This window comes from Ruminococcus sp. NATIVEDY161 (assembly GCF_045819895.1).
Classification (GTDB): domain Bacteria; phylum Bacillota; class Clostridia; order Oscillospirales; family Acutalibacteraceae; genus Ruminococcoides.
In genome coordinates this window covers 1,263,553-1,282,564 of record NZ_CP162392.1, presented here as the reverse complement: position 1 = coordinate 1,282,564, position 19,012 = coordinate 1,263,553, and the positions used below count along the sequence as shown (strand labels likewise).

13 protein-coding genes and 1 pseudogene are annotated in these 19,012 nt (G+C 49.0%); 12 read left to right on the top strand and 2 right to left on the bottom strand.

All coding sequences use genetic code 11. The features are described 5' to 3' along the window. Positions 1–132 precede the first annotated feature (132 nt). The 4 genes from acpP to AB1I50_RS06140 all read left to right on the top strand — a co-directional run bounded on the left by acpP (position 133) and on the right by AB1I50_RS06140 (position 5,711). Entirely contained in the window at positions 133–360 is a 228-nt protein-coding gene (gene acpP, locus AB1I50_RS06155; protein WP_407723113.1) for an acyl carrier protein, read from the top strand. Between the two features lie 116 nt (positions 361–476). Continuing rightward, the gene (locus tag AB1I50_RS06150; RefSeq protein ID WP_407723111.1) at positions 477–1,037 is read left to right on the top strand and encodes a TetR/AcrR family transcriptional regulator; all 561 of its coding nucleotides are present in this window, start codon (positions 477–479) and stop codon (positions 1,035–1,037) included. A 241-nt stretch (positions 1,038–1,278) separates the two neighbouring features. After that, positions 1,279–3,360 carry an efflux RND transporter permease subunit gene (locus AB1I50_RS06145; RefSeq protein ID WP_407723109.1) on the top strand — a complete coding sequence of 694 codons (2,082 nt, stop codon included), beginning with the start codon at positions 1,279–1,281 and terminating at the stop codon, positions 3,358–3,360. Between the two features lie 14 nt (positions 3,361–3,374). Continuing rightward, the gene (locus tag AB1I50_RS06140) at positions 3,375–5,711 is read left to right on the top strand and encodes a hypothetical protein (RefSeq protein WP_407723107.1); all 2,337 of its coding nucleotides are present in this window, start codon (positions 3,375–3,377) and stop codon (positions 5,709–5,711) included. 146 nt (positions 5,712–5,857) lie between these two features. Here AB1I50_RS06140 and AB1I50_RS06135 read toward each other — a convergent pair whose 3' ends face one another. Next, complete coding sequence (locus AB1I50_RS06135; protein ID WP_407723105.1) at positions 5,858–7,120, bottom strand: transposase; 1,263 nt, start codon at positions 7,118–7,120, stop codon at positions 5,858–5,860. Positions 7,121–7,366: 246 nt separating this feature from the next. On the opposite strand from AB1I50_RS06135, the gene proS reads away from it, so the two are divergent. From proS to AB1I50_RS06110, 5 genes are all read left to right on the top strand, one after another. Then, a complete protein-coding gene (gene proS, locus AB1I50_RS06130; RefSeq protein WP_407723103.1) occupies positions 7,367–8,806 on the top strand; it encodes a proline--tRNA ligase in 1,440 nt (479 codons plus the stop codon). Between the two features lie 108 nt (positions 8,807–8,914). Continuing rightward, positions 8,915–9,865 carry a homoserine O-acetyltransferase MetA gene (gene metA, locus AB1I50_RS06125; protein WP_407723102.1) on the top strand — a complete coding sequence of 317 codons (951 nt, stop codon included), beginning with the start codon at positions 8,915–8,917 and terminating at the stop codon, positions 9,863–9,865. 129 nt (positions 9,866–9,994) lie between these two features. Further along, the gene (locus tag AB1I50_RS06120) at positions 9,995–10,318 is read left to right on the top strand and encodes a DUF6291 domain-containing protein (RefSeq protein ID WP_407723100.1); all 324 of its coding nucleotides are present in this window, start codon (positions 9,995–9,997) and stop codon (positions 10,316–10,318) included. Then, complete coding sequence (locus AB1I50_RS06115; RefSeq protein WP_407723099.1) at positions 10,272–10,463, top strand: hypothetical protein; 192 nt, start codon at positions 10,272–10,274, stop codon at positions 10,461–10,463. Before AB1I50_RS06120 ends, AB1I50_RS06115 begins: the two co-directional genes overlap by 47 nt. Before the next feature lie 182 nt (positions 10,464–10,645). Beyond that, on the top strand, positions 10,646–12,088 hold the full coding sequence (locus AB1I50_RS06110) for a nicotinate phosphoribosyltransferase (protein ID WP_407723097.1): 1,443 nt from the start codon (positions 10,646–10,648) through the stop codon (positions 12,086–12,088). A 312-nt stretch (positions 12,089–12,400) separates the two neighbouring features. Here the strand turns inward: AB1I50_RS06110 and AB1I50_RS06105 are convergent, their stop codons facing one another. Further along, positions 12,401–14,299, bottom strand: coding sequence for a glycoside hydrolase family 31 protein (locus tag AB1I50_RS06105; protein WP_407723095.1), 1,899 nt, complete (start codon positions 14,297–14,299; stop codon positions 12,401–12,403). A gap of 514 nt (positions 14,300–14,813) precedes the next feature. On the opposite strand from AB1I50_RS06105, the pseudogene asnB reads away from it, so the two are divergent. The 3 genes and pseudogenes from asnB to ribF form a co-directional block, all read left to right on the top strand. Further along, positions 14,814–16,637: pseudogene (gene asnB, locus AB1I50_RS06100) on the top strand (asparagine synthase (glutamine-hydrolyzing)); the annotation flags it as partial. Positions 16,638–17,520: 883 nt separating this feature from the next. Then, entirely contained in the window at positions 17,521–18,066 is a 546-nt protein-coding gene (locus tag AB1I50_RS06095; RefSeq protein WP_407723094.1) for an NUDIX domain-containing protein, read from the top strand. Between the two features lie 38 nt (positions 18,067–18,104). Beyond that, entirely contained in the window at positions 18,105–19,007 is a 903-nt protein-coding gene (ribF, locus tag AB1I50_RS06090; RefSeq protein ID WP_407723092.1) for a riboflavin biosynthesis protein RibF, read from the top strand. Positions 19,008–19,012: the final 5 nt, after the last annotated feature.

The following is a 19,012-nucleotide window of genomic DNA, read 5'->3' as shown; positions in this document are numbered from 1 at the left end:
TGTATTGACAAAGGGCGGAAATATAAATAATATTTAAGTAGCAAATAAATTTTGCCAACACCATTGTAGCATAAAAAGCGTGCTCTTGTCTATAATTTATTGAGGGCGCAATCAATTTAGGGAGGAATTATAATGGTATTAGAAAAAGTTAAGGCTATCCTTGCGGAGCAGTTTGACGTAGAACAGGATAAGATTACAGTTGACACAGATCTTCAGGAAGATCTCGGCGCAGATTCACTCGACGTAGTTGACCTTCTTATGTCAATCGAGGACGAGTTCGAGGTTGAGGTTCCCGACGAGGAAATCGAGAACATCAAGACCGTAGGCGCACTTGTTTCTTACATCGAGGCTCACTCATAATTAACGCTTGACAAAGCATGGGACGGGTAACCGTCCCTTTTTTAATTGTTTGTATCGCTTGAAAACGCAGTAAAAATATGATACAATATTAAGAGATTGAAATTGTGAGGTGGGGTATGACAACGCTTACAAAGGACGCGATTAAACAGTCGTTTATGAAGCTCCTCAATCAAAAATCGCTCAGCAAAATTACCGTTAAGGAAATTGTCGAGGACTGCGGAATTAACCGCAACTCTTTTTACTATCATTACGACGACATCCCGTCGCTTGTTGAGGAAATCCTAAACGAGCAGGTCGATGAGATTGTCTCGCTCGGCACCGATGCGTCGATTTTCGACCAAATCATTATCGGAATTGACTTTGCTCTCAAAAACAAAAAGGCGGCTATGCACATCTACAACTCCGTCAACAAGGAGATGTTCGAGCTGTATATCAACCGCGTGTCTCAGCGCACAATCGACGGCTATATGGAGCTTGCCGCCAAGAAGTACAACATTTGCGACCGCGACCGCGAGGTTATTACGATGTACTACAAATCGCTGATTATCGGCTTTATGTTCAACTGGCTCAACAACGGGATGAACAACAACCTGACAGACGATTTGAAGCGCATTTGCGAGCTGTTCGAGGGCAACACCGAGCTTGTGCTCGGCAGGTGCGATAAAAAAGAAGAATAGGGCAACACCGCACACCTGAAATGTGCGGTAACCATAACCGAGCCGGCTTTGCTTCGGCTCTTTACTTGACAGTTGAGTTAGCTTGTGCTAACCTATAAGTATAACCGCAATTTCCGTTTAGACAAATCTTGAAATCTGCCTAAAAAACGGTCACGTTTCCGCATTTGTCCGTTTAATTAATTTCGTTAAAGGAATAAAATATACTATTGGAAATTAATAATTTGGAAGGAGTGCGCTTATAGTGAAATTCGGAAAAGCGGTTGTAAAATCGCGAATCGCTATTCTAATTATTTCAGCGGTACTGCTTGTTCCCTCACTTTTGGGAATGATAAACACAAGGGTAAATTACGATATGCTCAACTACCTGCCCGACAGCCTCGACACGGTAAAGGGACAGGAGTATATGCTCGAGGACTTCGGAAAAGGAGCTTTTTCGTTTTTGATTTTTGAGAACGTAAACGAGAAGGACATCGTAAAAACCGAGGAAAAAATAAAGAAAATCGACCACGTAGCCACGGTTTTGTGGTTTGATGACGTGGCTGACAGCAAAATCCCCATGCAGGCATTGCCCGACGAGGTATACGACGCTTTCAACAAGGGCGACAGCACGCTGATGGCTGTGTTCTTTGACAGCTCGAGCTCATCGGACGAGACGATGAACGCAATCAGCGAGATCCGCAAGGTGGCAGGCGAACAGTGCCTTGTGTCGGGTATCTCGGCAATGGTAACCGACCTTAGGGAGCTTTGCGAAAGGGAGGAGACGCTCTACGTCGCAATCGCCGTAGTTTTGGCGGTAATCGCGATGATAGTGTTCCTCGACAACTGGATAATTCCGTTCGTGTTCCTCGCGAGTATCGGCGTGGCAATTTTGTTCAACCTCGGCTCAAACATCTTTTTGGGCGAGATATCGTACATAACAAAGGCGCTTTCGGCGGTATTACAGCTCGCGGTAACGATGGACTACTCAATTTTCCTTTGGCACAGCTACGGCGAGCAAAAGCAGAAATGCTCCGACAATAAAGAGGCTATGGCAGTCGCGATTAAAGAGACGGTCTCCTCGGTGCTCGGAAGCTCAATCACAACGGTTGCAGGTTTTATCGCGCTCTGCTTTATGACCTTCACCCTCGGCAGGGATTTGGGAATTGTCATGGCAAAGGGCGTTTTGCTCGGAGTTCTGAGCTGTGTAACGGTTCTGCCTTCGATGATTTTGGCGCTCGACAAACCGCTTAACAAAACAATGCACCGCTCGCTCATTCCCTCAACAAAAAAGCTTGCAAAGGGAATTGTAAAGATTTTCCCCGTATTTTTAATAATATTCGCGCTTATCGCGGTTCCGTCGTACTATGGCTATTCGCAGACAAACAAAGAGGTTTACTATGATTTGTCGCGCAGTCTGCCCGAGGATATGTCGAACGTAATCGCCAACACAAAGCTTAAAGAGGAGTTCGGAATGGGCAACACCCATATGGTGCTTGTAAATTCCAAGCTCGACTCCAAGGACATCCGCAAGATGAACGACGAGTTCAAGAAGGTCGATGGAATAAAAATGGCGCTCGGACTTGAGAGCGTGGTCGGCCCGATGATACCCGAGGAAATGCTCCCCGAATCCGTCAGCACGGTATTTAAAAGCGACCGCTGGGAGATGATAATTCTCAGCTCAGAGTACAAAACCGCGACCGACGAGATGGGCACGCAGATTACAAAGCTCAACGAGATTATCAAAAAGTACGATCCCGACGGCCTGCTTGTAGGCGAGGCGGCTTGTACAAACGATTTGATTAATATTACCTCAGTCGATTTCGCGACGGTTAACGCAATTTCAATCATCGCGATATTTATTATCATAATGATTGTCGAAAAGAGCATTTCGCTCCCTGTTATTTTGGTGGCGGTAATCGAGCTTGCAATCTTCATCAACCTCGGACTTCCGCACTATCTTGGCGAAAGCCTGCCGTTTATCGCGCCGATTTGCATAAGTACAATCCAGCTCGGCGCAACCGTCGACTACGCGATACTTATGACGACGCGCTACAAAAAGGAACGCTCGCTCGGTAACGACAAGCGCACGGCGGTCTGCACCGCGCTCGAAACGTCAATTCCGTCAATCATTGTCAGCGCGATGGGACTATTCGCCGCGACGGTCGGCGTAGCGATATATTCCGACGTCGATATGATTGCCTCGCTCTGCGCGTTAATGGCGAGAGGAGCGCTAATCAGTATGCTCTGCGTAATCCTGATTTTACCTGCGATGTTTATGTTGTTCGACAAGGTAATCGGCGTTACGACAATCGGCTTCAGACCTAAAAAAGATAAAAAAGCATAACGGGAGGTTCAGTTATGAAAAATACAAATAAGATTATTTCAAGAACGCTCGCCGCGGTAATGAGCCTTACGGTTCTGTGCAGCGGTATCGCAGTTGCTTCGTATTCGGCAGGCGCCGAGAGCACAGGCGCTGTTGCCGCCGCTCAAAAAACCGAGCAAAAGGCTGACAGCAAAACCGCTCAAAAGGCGAACGGACTGAGCAAGACCGAGACCGTTTACGTAATTGCAAAGGCAAACGGCGAGCCCAAAAAGGTAATCGTCAGCAACTGGATTAAAAATCCCGGCAAGGCTCAGAAGATTACCGACCAGACAAACCTCAAAAATATCGAGAATGTCAAGGGCGACGAAACCTACACCATCAACGAGAAAAAGGCTTATGAGTGGAACGCTCAGGGCAACGACATCTACTATCAGGGCGAGGGCACAACCGAGCTGCCCGTCGGCGTAAGCGTAAGCTACAAGCTCGACGGCAAGGCGGTAACTCCCGACCGGCTCGCAGGCAAAAGCGGCAAGGTGACCTTGCGCTTTGACTACACAAACCGCAAGTTTGAGAACGTAAAAATCAACGGCAAGGACGAAAAAATCTACGTTCCGTTCGTTATGCTCACGGGTATGATGCTCGACAACGAGAAGTTCACAAACGTTGAGGTGACAAACGGAAAGGTTATAAACGATGGCACACGCACCTACGTCGCAGGCTTTGCAATGCCCGGAATGCAGGACAGCCTCGGCATTGACAAAAAGGACTTTGAGCTGCCCTCATTTGTTGAGGTGACTGCCGACACGACCGACTTTGAGCTTATGACAACCCTCACCGTCGCGACAAACGACATCTTCGGTGACGTCGACTCAAAGAAGGCTGAGGATAAGGTTAATGAGCTTGAAAAGTCAATTAATCAGCTTACCGACGCTGCCGAAAAGCTCAGCGACGGCACATCACAGCTCTACACGGGAATCGGCACTCTGCTCGAAAAATCAGGAGATTTAGTCTCAGGCGTTAACCGCCTTTACGACGGCGCAGAGCAGCTTGCAAACGGCACAAACGACCTCAAAAACGGCGCAGCACAGCTCACAGGCGGCGCGGTTCAGCTCGACAGCGGACTCGGCAAGGTTGACGGCGGCGCAGGCGACCTCAAAAACGGCGCAGGTCAGCTCTCCGACGGCGCCTATACGCTTGATAACGGCGTAGAACAGCTCCAGGGCTATATCGCACAGCTCACAGGCGGATTGGGCACAATCTCCGCGAACAGCGCACAGCTCAACGCAGGCGCAAAGCAGGTGTTCGACACACTCCTTAACGCCGCCAATACCCAGATTGCGGCGGCAGGAATTTCCGCTCCTGCGCTCACAATCGACAACTTTGACGCGGTGCTTCAAAACCTGATTGATTCCCTCAACTCCGAAAACGCTGAAAAGCTTGCTTACGACACCGCATACAAGACAGTTTCGGCAACCGTTAACAGCCAGCGCGAGGTAATCGCACAGGCGGTTGAGGCGGCTGTCAGAAAGCAGGTAACCGAGGGCGTGCTCGCAGGCGCAGGACTTTCAATATCTGCCGAGGAGTACGACGCGGCAGTTGCCGCAGGCTCAATTCCCGACGAGACCGCGGCGCAAATCAGCGCGGCAATCGGCGCTCAGATGAGCGGAATGCAGGGCGTAATAGAGAGCAATACCGAGGCGAAAATCACGGAGCTTATCGAGCAGAATATGAACAGCGACGAGGTTCAGGCGCAAATCGCTGAGGGCGTTAAAAAGGCTCAGGCAGGCAGAGAGTCGCTCATCGCCCTTAAACAGCAGCTCGACAGCTACAATCAGTTCTATCAGGGTATTCTCAGCTATACCGCAGGCGTTGACCAGGCAAACTCAGGCGCTCAGCAGATTTTGGGCGGAACATACGACCTCAAGAGCGGCACAAGTGACCTCGCTAACGGCGCGTATGCACTCAAAAACGGCACGTCAGAGCTTAAGGACGGCACAGCGCAGTTAAAGAACGGTTCATCACAGCTCAAAAACGGCGCTTCCGAGCTCACAAACGGCGCAGGTGCTCTCAACTCGGGCGCGGCTCAGCTCTTCGACGGTATCGGTCAGCTTAAAAACGCAACTCCGGCTTTGATAGACGGTATTAAACAGCTTAACGACGGCTCAATGCAGCTCGACGAGGGTATGAAGAAATTCAAGGCGGAAGGCGTTGACAAAATCAAGAAAGCAGTCAACGACGACCTAAAGCCCGTAGCGCAAAGACTTAAGGAAATCAAGCGCGTTTCAGACAATTACAAAACCTACAGCGGCGCGGCAGAGGGAATGGACAGCAAGGTAAGCTTCATCTTCAAAACCGACGGCGTTGAGAAATAGAGTTTAATAAATTAATCGGAAACGTTTGATTAAGGTTTAAAGCCTCCCCCGACACTTTGTTTCGGGGGAGGTGTCATTTTGCCCTGCAAAATGACGGAGGGGGCAGACGTTTCCGATACCGCTAACCTATCCCCTACATTCAAACTTTAAGTTTCCCCAAAACCTGCGAGCAAAAGCTGAGGTGAAGGCGTGGGAATAGCGAGCAGGCGCTTCAGCCCCGACTTGACGTACTTCAAGGTTTCATAGATACCGTCTGCGATGGCGTAATAGACGAAATCAGGCGCTCCGAACAGACGCTTTGAAACCTCGATGATCTCAAAGCGCATACGGGTAAAGAACGGCTTGTCGGACAGCATGGAAATATAACCGATGGCAAGCGTCAGAAGCAAATCGAGAGTACGGATAGATTGCAGAGAACGCACCCTCAGATTCTCGTAATCGAATTTTTGCTTTTTGAATTTGAAGTATTCCTCGATTCTCCAGCGCATCAAATACGCCTTGCAAACCGAAATCCCGATTCGTTTATCGTCCGATGACAGATTGGTGATCAACAGCATTGGTCCCTCGCCGAAACCGTATACAACCACTAATTGTAATTCAACATTTTTGTATTTAGGCAGTTGAATCGAAATAATACTGATTTTGACGTCTACTTGTTTGCCGCTTTTGTTCTTGAATCTCAGGCTGTATTTACCCTTGAAGCGATTGGCGACAGACATGATGTTTTCGGTTTTTCCATTATAGATAACATTACGGTTCTTTTTGGCTCTGATAATGAACTTTTCGTTGTTTCTGATAAAGTAACGGTAGTATTTGTTGTTGTCAAAGCCTCTGTCCATCGTCCTGACATTGTCTTTGGAAAAGTGTCTGCTGATATATTCAAAGCAATCAAGATATTCCTCGATTTCGCTGACAAAGTCTTCATCCTTGGTTGAGTAGATACGGCTGTATATACCGAAGGGCAGCTTGTTTTCGCTTGAGAGAACCGCTGCGCCGATAGTATGGTAACCGATCCCGATCTCACCTGTGCTGCCGTCGCGTACCTCGCAGAGCTTTTCAAGGTGTTTGCTGGCGGGCTTGGTGATGTCGGAACCATCGACAATTATCAAGCTGTCATCATTATACCGGCGTTTGATTGCTTTGAGATAGTTTTCACGCACGGTTTCGGCGTCTGCTGCTTCAAAATCCGCAAGATTTCTCGACAATCTGTTGACTGTTTTGATCAGCTTGATGTTTTCATGCAGGCTGCGGCTGATTTCAGACAGCATACAGCTTCCCGAGGCAAGCGTTCCGTACAACATATCTGTTACGAATTTCTTATCAGGACGGTTCAAGCCTTTTGAAATTTTTTGAGAATAATTCAAAATACCCCTTTTCAAATTACCGTTGAGTGTGTTATAATTCAACATAGTGCAATACGCTCCTTTGGTATGGTTTTGTTCCAATTTAATTATACCATTTTTCGAGCGCTATTGCACTTCTTTTTTTACCAGATTTTCATTTTTTTATTGCCGAGTTTTCCCTTAACCACGCCATTTTTTCAACATTCACGATTGCGTTTTGGGGAAACTTAAAACATTCAAACTCATTGACAAAATCTTTATTTATAGTATAATAGAAATGTTACGATAAAAAACCTTTTTGGAGGAGTATATATGGCTGACAACAAAAAAATGGTCGAGGCTATCACCAGCCGCGACGAGGACTTTGCAAAATGGTACACCGATATAGTAAAAAAGGCTGAGCTCGTTGATTATTCGGGCGTAAAGGGCTGCATGGTAATCCGCCCTTACGGCTATGCAATCTGGGAGCTTATGCAGGCGGATATGGACAGGCGCTTTAAGGAGACAGGCCACGAGAATGTCTATATGCCTATGTTTATCCCCGAAAGCCTTCTCCAAAAGGAAAAGGATCACGTCGAGGGTTTCGCTCCCGAATGTGCGTGGGTAACAATCGGCGGTCAGGAAAAGCTCACCGAGCGCCTCGCCGTCCGTCCCACCTCGGAGACGCTTTTCTGCGAGCATTATAAAAAGGTAATAGGCACCTACCGCGACCTGCCCAAGCTCTACAACCAGTGGTGTTCGGTGGTTAGATGGGAAAAGACAACCCGTCCGTTCCTTCGCACCTCGGAATTCCTCTGGCAGGAAGGCCACACAATGCACGCCACCGCTGAGGAAGCCAAGGAAGAAACCCTCAAAATGCTCAAGGTTTACAGCGATTTCTACACCGAGACAATGGCTATCCCTGCGGTAATCGGTCAAAAAACCGAGAAGGAAAAGTTCGCAGGCGCAGAGGCTACCTATACAATCGAGCCGATGATGCACAACGGCGTTGCATTACAGGGCGGTACATCCCACTACTTCGGTGACGGCTTTGCCAAGAGCTTCGGCATCACCTACGCCGGCAAGGACAACAAGCTGCATTATCCGCACCAGACCTCATGGGGCACTTCAACCCGTATGATAGGCGCGCTGATTATGGTTCACAGCGACGACGACGGACTTGTTCTGCCGCCTAAAATCGCGCCCATTCAGGTTGCGATTATCCCAATCGCCCAGCACAAGGAAGGCGTGCTCGACAAGGCTTACGCCCTTAAGGATGAGCTTAAAAAGAGCTTTAGAGTAAAGCTTGACGACAGTGATCACGCTCCCGGCTGGAAGTTCTCGGAGTACGAGATGAAGGGCGTGCCCGTAAGAGTAGAAATCGGCCCGAAGGATATCGAAAAGAACCAGTGCGTAGTTGTCCGCCGCGATACTCGCGAAAAGGCGTTTGTACCCCTCGACGGACTTAGTGAATACATTGAAAAGCTGCTCGTTACTATCCATAAGGATATGTACGACCGCGCCCTTAAGAATACTCAGGAAAAGACCTTCACAGCCACAAGCTATGAGGAGTTTATCGACACCGCCAAGAACAAGCCCGGCTTTATCAAGGCTATGTGGTGCGGTGACAGCGAGTGCGAGGACAAGCTTAAGGACGTAACCGGCGGCGTAAAGAGCCGTTGTATCCCCTTTGAGGAGGAGCACCTCGCCGACACCTGCGTATGCTGCGGCAAGCCTGCCAAGCATATGGTTTACTGGGGAAAGCAGTATTAATGAATAATGAATAGTGAATAATGAATAGTGAATAATGTAGGGGCGAGCAATGCTCGCCCGCGGGCGGTCAATGACCGCCCCTACAATTAACAGAAAGGAGAGAAAAGTATGCCGATTAAGGTTCAGAGCCATTTGCCGGCAATTAAGGTTCTTGAAAGCGAGAATATCTTTGTCATGCCCGACGAAGTAGCGCTTAAGCAGGACATCCGTCCGCTCAAAATTTTGATACTCAACCTTATGCCCACAAAAATCACAACCGAAACCCAGCTTTTGCGCCTGCTCGGCAACAGCCCTCTGCAGGTTGACATCGAGCTTTTGCAGATGGCTACGCACACCTCAAAAAACACCTCTCCGCACCATCTGACAACCTTCTACAAGACCTTTGACGAGATTAAGGACGAAACCTTTGACGGTATGATTATCACCGGCGCTCCCGTCGAACAGCTTGACTTTGAGCAGGTCGACTATTGGGACGAGCTCTGCGAGATTATGGAGTGGTCAAAGCACAACGTCTACTCAACCTTCCACATCTGCTGGGGGGCTCAGGCGGCGCTTTACTACCACTACGGAATCCCGAAGGTTCCGCTTGAAGAAAAGCTCAGCGGAATTTACGCCCATAAGGTGTTAAATCCGCTCCATCCGCTTATGCGCGGCTTTGACGACGAGTTTTTAATTCCCCATTCGCGCTACACAACCGTAAGGCTCGAGGACATCAAAAAACAGCCCGGGCTGGAGCTTTTGGCGGTCAGCGAAATGGCAGGCCCCTCGGTCATCAGCAACAAAACCGGCAGGCAGGTGTTTGTCACAGGTCACGCCGAGTACGACCGCGAAACCCTCGCTAACGAATACTACCGCGACCAAAACAAGGGTATTAACCCGGCAGTTCCCTACAACTATTTTCCGAACGACGACGCGTCGCTCACGCCGCCCATGGTGTGGCGAAGCAACGCAACGCTTCTGTATACAAACTGGCTCAACTACTTTGTATATCAGGCAACGCCGTACGACCTTAAGGAGCTGTTCGTAAAATATCCGCGCAGAAACAAACCGAATAATTAAAAAATTGCCGTGAAGTCAAAAGATTTCACGGCTTTTTATTTTAAATTGCATAAAACACTGCAATTTTTCCCGATTTGGAAGTATAAGTGAAAGGACTTCTTTCAAAATTTCAAAAAGGGAGAGTTTATTATGAAAAAACCAACAAAACCAAAGGCATTTAACATCTATTTCGACACCTTTCAGCACGTTGAAATGCTTACTATGGAACAGCGCGGAGAGCTGTTTACAGCGCTATATGAGTACGCCGTAAACGAAAGGATAACCGAGTTTAACAACGGTATGGTAAAAATGGCGTTCTCGTTTTTCAAGGCTCAAATCAAAAGGGATTTTGAAAAATATTATGAAAAGTGTGAAAAGCTTAGACAAAATGCTTTAAAGCGTTATGAAAAGGATAATGATACCGCAAATGCGTGCAATTGCAGTCAAGAAGAAAAAGAAGAAGAGAAAGAATAAGAGAAATAAAAAGATAAAAAAGAAGAGAAAGATAAAGAGAAATAAGAAAAAGAAGATAAAGAGAAAAAAGAGAGAGAAGATAAAGAGAAAAGAGAGAGAAGATAAAAAAGAGAGAGAAGATAAAGAGAAAAGAGAGAGAAGATAAAAAAGAAAAAGAGAAAATAAAAGAGAAAGAAAAGTAATTTTTATCTTTTTTTCTCTCTTTCTCTCTGTTATTATCTTCATATTTCTTTCTTATTTTTTACTCACAATATCCCTTCTTATTGACAAAAACTCCGCGGATTGATACAATAAAACAAAACTGATTATAATTCACGGAGGCGTGTTATGAGAAAAGAAAATATGGCTATGCTGTGCGACTTTTACGAGTTTACAATGTCGAACGGCTATTTTAAGAACGGCTTTTACAGGCGCACGGTTTACTTTGACGTTTTCTTCCGCAAGGTTCCCGACAACGGCGGTTTTGCAATAGCCGCAGGGCTTGAGCAGGTTATCGAATATATCAAGGAGCTCCACTTTGACGAGGAAGATATCGCGTATCTTCGCTCAAAGGGAATTTTTGACGAGGGCTTTTTGGCATATCTGCGCGATTTTAAGTTCAGCGGAGACATCTACGCCGTGCCCGAGGGTACTCCCGTGTTCCCCAACGAGCCTGTAATGACCGTCAAGGCGCCTGCCATTGAGGCGCAGATTATCGAGACCTTTGTACTGCTCACCCTAAACCACCAAACCCTGATTGCCACCAAGGCAAACCGCATTGTGCGTGCGGCTCAGGGCAGGGCAGTGCTGGAGTTCGGCTCACGCCGCGCACAGGGAGCGAGCGGCGCGATTATGGGCGCGAGGGCGGCTTATATCGGCGGCTGCAAGGGCACAGCCTGCACCATTACCGACGAGCTTTACGGCGTGCCTGCAGGCGGTACAATGGCTCATTCGTGGGTTCAGATGTTCGACAGCGAGTACGACGCATTTAAGACCTACTGCGAGCTCTACCCCGACAATCCCACGCTTTTGGTAGATACCTACAACACGCTCAAAAGCGGTATTCCAAACGCGATTAAGGTGTTCAAAGAGGTTCTTTTGCCGATGGGCAAGACAAAGTGCGCCATCCGCCTTGACTCCGGCGACATCTCGTACCTCTCAAAAAAGGCTCGCAAAATGCTCGACGACGCAGGGCTCACCGAGTGCAAAATCACCGCGTCGAATGCGCTTGACGAAAAGCTCATCCGCGATTTGATGATGCAGGGAGCGCAGGTTGACACCTTCGGCGTGGGCGAGAGGCTGATAACATCCTCGAGCTCGCCTGTGTTCGGCGGAGTTTACAAGCTCGTTGCCGTTGAGAACGCCTCGGGCGATATCGAGCCGAAAATCAAGGTCAGCGAGAACACCGCCAAGATTACAAATCCGCACTTTAAGAAGCTCTACCGCTACTACGACCGCGAGAGCGGAAAGGCGCTTGCCGACGAGCTCTGCGTGTATGACGAGGTTGTAGACGACAGCGGTGAGCACACGATTTTTGACCCGAACGCCACATGGAAAACAAAAACCCTGACTGATTTTACAGCCAAGGAGTTGCTTGTTAAGGTATTTGAAAACGGCGAGTGCGTGTACGACTGCCCGACGATTGAAGAAATCGCGCAGTACTGCCGCGACCAGCTCGACTTGCTCTGGGACGAGGTAAAGCGCTTCGAAAATCCGCACGATTACTACGTCGATTTGTCCGCAAAGCTCTACGAGATCAAGAACATTCTTTTGAACGTGCACGGAATTTGAGTTAGAGTTAAGAGTTTAGAGTTAAGAGTTTAATAGTAGGGGCGACCTTAGCACGTCGGCAACCCTTTTGTCACTTCGTGACATTTCCCTTAAAAAGGGAATCACCCATGTGTCCGCCCGGGCAACGTGAACCGTGTTTACCGGACAATCCGATTTTATCGCGATAAACGAACGTATAATTCAGCACACAAAACGTTTATATATATCAAATGATATGTTCCTGTCCTGCGGGCGGACACACGGGTCCGCCCCTACAGTTATTAACAAACTTTTCCTGTAAATAATTAAACTCTAAACTCTAAACATTTAACTCTAAATATATTCGCGCTCCTCTGTATCAAGCAGGCTTGTCCTTATTGCCGGCTTGCACAGGGGGATTTTTTTGCCTTTTTTGATAAAGAGCGGAACCTCGTTCAGCGCGACTTCCACATAATGCAGTCCTGCCCTCAGCTCCTGCTTTGTCACGCGTTCGCCGCTCAGCTTTACGAAGGTCATATCCTCGGGCAGATAGACCGTTCTGCCGTTTGCGTTCTGCTCATAAACAGGCGCAATCATACACTCATCGCTGAGCATAAGCTGGGTTTCGCACTCGCGCGCGATTTTGTCCTCGGGGTAGTCGAACGACAGCGGACGGAATATCATATCGCCGTTGTCGCGAGCCTTCTTAAATGTATCGTATAGGTACGGAATAAGGCGGTAGCGCACCTGAATAACATCCCTGAAATCCTCGGTATTATCAAACGCGAAGCACTCCTGGTCGCGCGTGCCGAGCGCGGAATGGTTGCGCATAAGGGGCGTGAAAACTCCGAGAGCCGTAAAACGGAGCACCAAGTCGCGCGTGGCGTTTTCGTTAAAACCGCCTATGTCGGTGCCGCTGTATAAAAATCCGCACATATTCGCGCCCGGGAGCATTTTAAGGCAGAGCAGAATGTGCGACCACCACGAGTGATTGTCGCCAAACCAAATTCCACCGTAGCGGTGAGCACCGATGTATGAAGCGCGTGAGAACATCAAAATTTTCTGCTCGCCGTACTCCTTCTCAAAATATTCGCCTGCCGCCCTTGTCATATTCGCGCCGTAGAGGTTGTGAACCTTCTGATGGTTGACCTGTTCGCCGTCCACCGTGTGGTAGATTGAGGCGTAGTCGTTGCCGTTGTTCGAAAGCCCCGCAAAGGTGTCCTTTAGGTTAAAAAACTTGCCGAGGTCGAGGTTCTGCCCCTTAAGCGACGAGGCTTTTTCAAGCGCGTTCTTAATGCCGTCGGCGGAGTAGAACAGCGCGGGCTCGTTCATATCGTTCCAAAAGCCCTCAATTCCCATATCAATCAGCTTTTTGTACTTCGAGCCGAACCATTCGCGCACGTCATCGCGCAAAAAGTCGGGGAAACGGCAAATTCCGGGCCATACGCCTGCCTCAAAGTCAGAGCCGTCAGCCTTCTTGCAGAAGTAGCCGTTTTTAACGCCCTCGTCAAAAATTTCGTAGCCTTCCTCAGCCTTAATTCCTGCGTCGATAATCGGGATAAGGCGGATACCTTTCTCTTTTTTTTCAGCGACAAACCGCTCAAAATCGGGGAACTTTGAACCGTCAACCGTGAAGTCCTTAAAGCTGTCCATGTAGTCGATGTCGAGGTACACGCAGTCGAGCGGAATTCCTGCCCTGTCGTAGCCGTCGATTATGCGGTCAACCGCCTCGCTGTTGTGGTAGCTCCAGCGGCTCTGCTGAAAGCCGAACGCCCAAAACGGCGGAAGGTAGCTCTTGCCGATTAATGCGCGGAATTCGCGGACAACTTCTCGCGGACTGCCGCCCTCGATGATGTAGATGTCAAAGTCATTTCCTTCAAGCTCAATCCTCGCGGTATCAGCCTTTGTGTAGCCGATGTCCCAGCGAATTCTTGACGGAAAGTCAATGAAAATTCCCGTATTCTGCGCGCCCGATATAATAATAAAGTTGTGCGCGGCGTAAAGCGAGCGCTTGCCCTCGGTGTGGAACGGATCGTCGCTGCACCAGCTCTCGTAAATCCAGCCGCGCTTGTTAATGCCGCGTGTTGTCTCGCCGAGACCGTAAACGATGTCGTCACTGCCGAGCGGAATTTCAAAGGAAAATCCCTCATCCTGAGTGTATTTATACGGAAAACCGTCCCAGCCCGAAGCGGCTGTTTCGCGGACAACCGCGCCTGTGTCATACGGCTTGCCGAGCGTGAATTTTTTAATCATATCAAATCCCCCTTTGCTATGGTTTTATTATATCTTAGTGCTGAGTTTGTTGCAAGAGGTTTTTTTAGAGTTGAGAGTTTAGAGTTAAGAGTTAACCCCATAGGGGCGACCTTAGCACGTCGGCAATCCTTTTGTCAGCTTTGCTGACATTTCCCTTAAAAAGGGAATCACCCGTGTGTCCGCCCGATAAAAAGCCTCCCCCGACACTTGTTTTCGGGGGAGGTGGCATTTTGCTTTGCAAAATGACGGAGGGGGCAGACGTTTCCTTTATTGCGACGTTTTGAATTGTAACGGATAACTCGCGCTAATTCATACGCCGCCCCCTCAGTCAGCTAAAGCTGACAGCTCCCCCATAGCTTACGCGATGGGGGAGCCTTTAAAGGCAGTACATTAACAGACTCACCTGAAAAAAATTTAATTCTTTATTGAATTTATCGGCGTATTGTGGTAAAATAAAATTGTATATTGGAAAAATGTTATCTTTTGAAGATTCCTTTGGAAAGGGGTTATTAATATGTGTGGTATTTGCGGCTTTACAGGCACGCTCGAAAACCGCGAGGAAGTCTTAAAGAAAATGACCGGGGTAATCACCCACCGCGGTCCCGATTCCGACGGCTTCTATTCCGACGAAAATATCAATATGGGTTTCAGAAGGCTCTCAATTATCGACCTCGGCACCGGCAATCAGCCGATTTATAACGAGGACAAAACCTTGATTCTCACCTTTAACGGCGAGATTTACAACTACAAAAATCTAAAGGCGAAGCTGATTGAAAAAGGTCACACCTTCCGCACCGAGTCCGACAGCGAGGTGCTTGTTCACGGCTTTGAGGAGTGGCAGGAGGACTTGCTCCCCAAGCTCCGCGGAATGTTCGCCTTCGCAATCTACAACACCAAAGACAAGAGCCTGTTCATCGCGCGCGACTTCTTCGGAATTAAGCCGATGCACTACACCACCGTAGAGGGCGAGTTCGTCTACGCAAGCGAGATTAAGTCTATTCTCGAATATCCTAAGTTTGAAAAGCGCTTCAACAAACGCGCGCTTGACACCTATCTTTCATTCCAGTACGCCGTACCGCCCGAGACGTTCTTTGAGGACGTTTTCTGCCTGCTTCCGGGTAACTATCTGTGGTACAAAAACGGCGAGATTGAGACTACACGTTACTTTGAACCGCGCTTTAATCCCGATGAAAATATGAGCGAGGACGAGGCGGTTTACAGGATCGAAAAGGCGTTTGAAAACTCCGTTAACGCTCATAAAATCGCCGATGTTGAGGTCGGCTGTTTCCTGTCCTCGGGCGTTGATTCAAGCTACGTTTCGACCTACTTTGCCGACCAAAAGACCTTTACCGTGGGCTTTGACTTCGGCGACAGATATAATGAAATCAGTTGGGCAAAGGGCTTGTCCGAGAAAATCGGAGTTGAGCACCACACCCATCTTATCTCGAGCGAGGAATTCTGGGACGCCGTTCCGACGGTTCAGTATCATATGGATCAGCCGCTTGCCGATCCTTCATGCGTTGCGCTGTACTTTGTATCGCGCCTTGCAAGCCAATACGTAAAGGTTGTGCTCTCGGGCGAGGGCGCTGACGAGCTGTTCGGCGGCTACACCTGCTACAACGATCCGCGCGTTTTCAGAATGTACCAAAAGTGCGTTCCGCATTTCCTGCGCAAGTTTATCCGCTTTATCTGCACCAAGCTGCCCGATATTAAGGGCAGGGATTACCTTATCCGCGCCTGCGATCCGCTCGAGGAGCGCTATATCGGCAATGCGTTTATGTACGACTTGAAGCAGAAGCAGAGCATTTTGAAGGATCCCTCAATCGCCACAGCTCCGCAGAGCTACGCGAGAAAGCACTACTACCGCTGCCGCAAGTACGACGACGTAACCAAAATGCAGTACCTCGACATCAATATGTGGATGGTCGGTGATATCCTGCTAAAGGCGGACAGAATGAGTATGGCAAATTCCCTCGAGCTCAGAGTTCCCTTCCTCGACAAAGAGGTGTTCAAGGTGGCTTCAACGCTGCCGACGCGCCTGCGCGTTAACAAGAGCAACACCAAGTACGCTATGCGCAAGGCTGCCGCAAAGCATTTGCCCGAGGAGACTGCCGAAAAGGAAAAGCTCGGCTTCCCCGTACCCACCAGAGAGTGGCTTAAGGACGAGAAATACTACGGCATTGTTAAGAGAAAATTCACCGGTAAAACCGCCGAGAAATTCTTTAATACAGACGCGCTTGTCGGCTGGCTCGACGAGCACTTCACCGGCAAAGAGGACAACAGCCGCCGCGTTTGGACGGTGTATGTGTTCCTCATTTGGTACGATATTTACTTTGACGAGAACGATCCCAAGGTAGAAAAGCCCGTTAACCACCTCGACGAGCTAAAGGCGATTGCCGAGGCAAGGCGCGAAAAGCAGATTGACGCGCCCGGCGAGGTAATTATGGCTGCTGCCGAGCAGATTGACGACGAGTACGACGCTCCTAATTTCGGCATTGACAAGAGCGCAAAGAACGCGCCTGCCGAAGAAGCAGAGGAACAGCCCGAACCTCAGCACGAGGAACAGCCTGAGCCCGACGACGGCAGCGAGCCTGCGATTGTCGAGGACGACAGCGAGCCTGCCGCGCCCGAGCAGCCCAAGGAGCAGTACGTAAATATTCAAAATCCCGAGGACGATGAAATTTACGAAGCTCCGCGCAAGCCGTCAAATCATCAGGAGCAAATGCAGTGGGCAATCGACAGTATCGAAAAGCGCTCAAAGTACCTTGACGAGCCGAACGTAATATCTGACGAGGCGGTTGACAACATCGTAAGCCAGATTAAGTTCTTCGACGACGAGGACGAGAATAAATAATATAATCATAACGCAAATGGGACAGTCTTTCGGCTGTCCTATACGTTAGTTGAGAGTTTAGAGTTAAGAGTTGAGAGTTGAGAGTTTAATTATTTAGTGGATACGTTTGTTGAAAATCGTAGGGGCGAGCATTGCTCGCCCGCGGAAACGTGAACCGCATATTAGGAAAAACCGTTTTTATCGCGATAAACAAACGTTTTGTTCAACACACAAAAATTATAAAAAAATTAAACGTAGTGCTCCTGTCCTTCGGGCGTGCAATGCACGCCCCTACAATTAAACTCTAGCTAACGCATGGGTGTTGTTACCCAAATCAAAGATTTGGACAACACCTCAAAACATTAAACTCTAAAATAGAGGGTACGCTATGAAACTAACCGAAAAAACGCTTAAATCAACTGAAATTTTCAGCGGCAGGATTTTGCACGTCTACCACGACGATGCTGAGCTGCCCGACGGCTCTTTTTCTAAACGCGAGGTCGTCCGCCACCCCGGCGGTGTTTGCGTTGCGGCGCTCGACGAGGATAATAACCTATTTTTCGTAAGGCAGTTCCGCTATCCCTACGCCGAGGTTGTGCTCGAGCTGCCTGCCGGCAAGCTCGAAAAGGGCTCAACTCCGCTCGAAAACGGCAAGCGCGAGCTGCTCGAGGAAACCGGCGCTCAGGGCTATTCGTACATCTCGCTCGGTCAGGTTTACCCGACGCCGGGCTACACCGACGAGATTATCCACCTCTACGCCTGCCGCGTTGAAAAGCTGGGCGAGAGCCGTCCCGACGAGGGCGAGTTCCTGAACGTCGAAAAAATCCACCTCGACAAAGCCGTCGAGATGGTTCTAAACAACCAAATTCCCGACGCGAAAACGCAGATTGCGGTGCTCAAAACCGCGATGTTATTAAAAAGCGGAAAAATCTGAGGAAGCCTATGCAGTGTTACTTTGAACTAAAGCAACAAGTGAATAATACCGCCGTCGCGCTCGGCTTTTTTGACGGTCTCCACCGCGGTCATCTAAGCGTTATCGAACCTGCCGCGCAGCAGAGCAAAAACGGTCTGACGAGCGTTTGCTTGACCTTCGGCAAAAGCCCCAAGGCGGTAATCAGCGGTATGGATACGCCTATGCTTATGACCCACGGCGACAAGATTAAGGCGCTCGAAGGCCTCGGCATTGACAAGACCTTTTTCATCGACTTTCAGTCGGTGAAGGAGCTCGGCGCGCAGGAGTTTTTTGACAGGGTTATCTGCGAAACGCTCAGCGCGAAAAAGCTCTACTGCGGCTTTAATTACCGTTTTGGCAAGAACGCCTCGGGCGACGTCGAACTGCTCGAAAAGCTGTGCAAAGAAAAGGGGATAGAGCTTTTTGTCGCTCCGCCGTTCAAAATCGGCAGCGAGGTTGTCTGCTCGTCGCTGATTAAGCAGAAAATTGCCGACGGCAGAGTGAGCGAGGCAAACCTTATGCTCGGCAGTCTGTTCGGCTTTTCCGCGCCTGTTTTGCACGGCAAGCGCTTAGGCAGAGAGCTCGGCACGCCGACAATCAACCAAGCCGTTCAGAAAGGGATGATTTTGCCGAAATTCGGCGTGTACGCTTCCGTCGTAACGCTCGAAAGCGGAGAGCGCTTTTGCGGAGTTACAAACGTCGGTATCAAGCCCACCGTCGGCGGAGAAAAACCGCTCTACGAAACCTGGATGCCAAAGTACCGCGGAAGCGAAATCTACGGTCAGACAGCCGATATCCGCCTGCTCGACTTTATCAGAGCCGAAAAGCGCTTTGACAGCCTTAACGACCTGAAAAGGGAGATTTTCCTCAACAGCAAGGTTGCGCTGTCAATCTACGAAAACCACGAAAAGCACAACGCTTGACATAA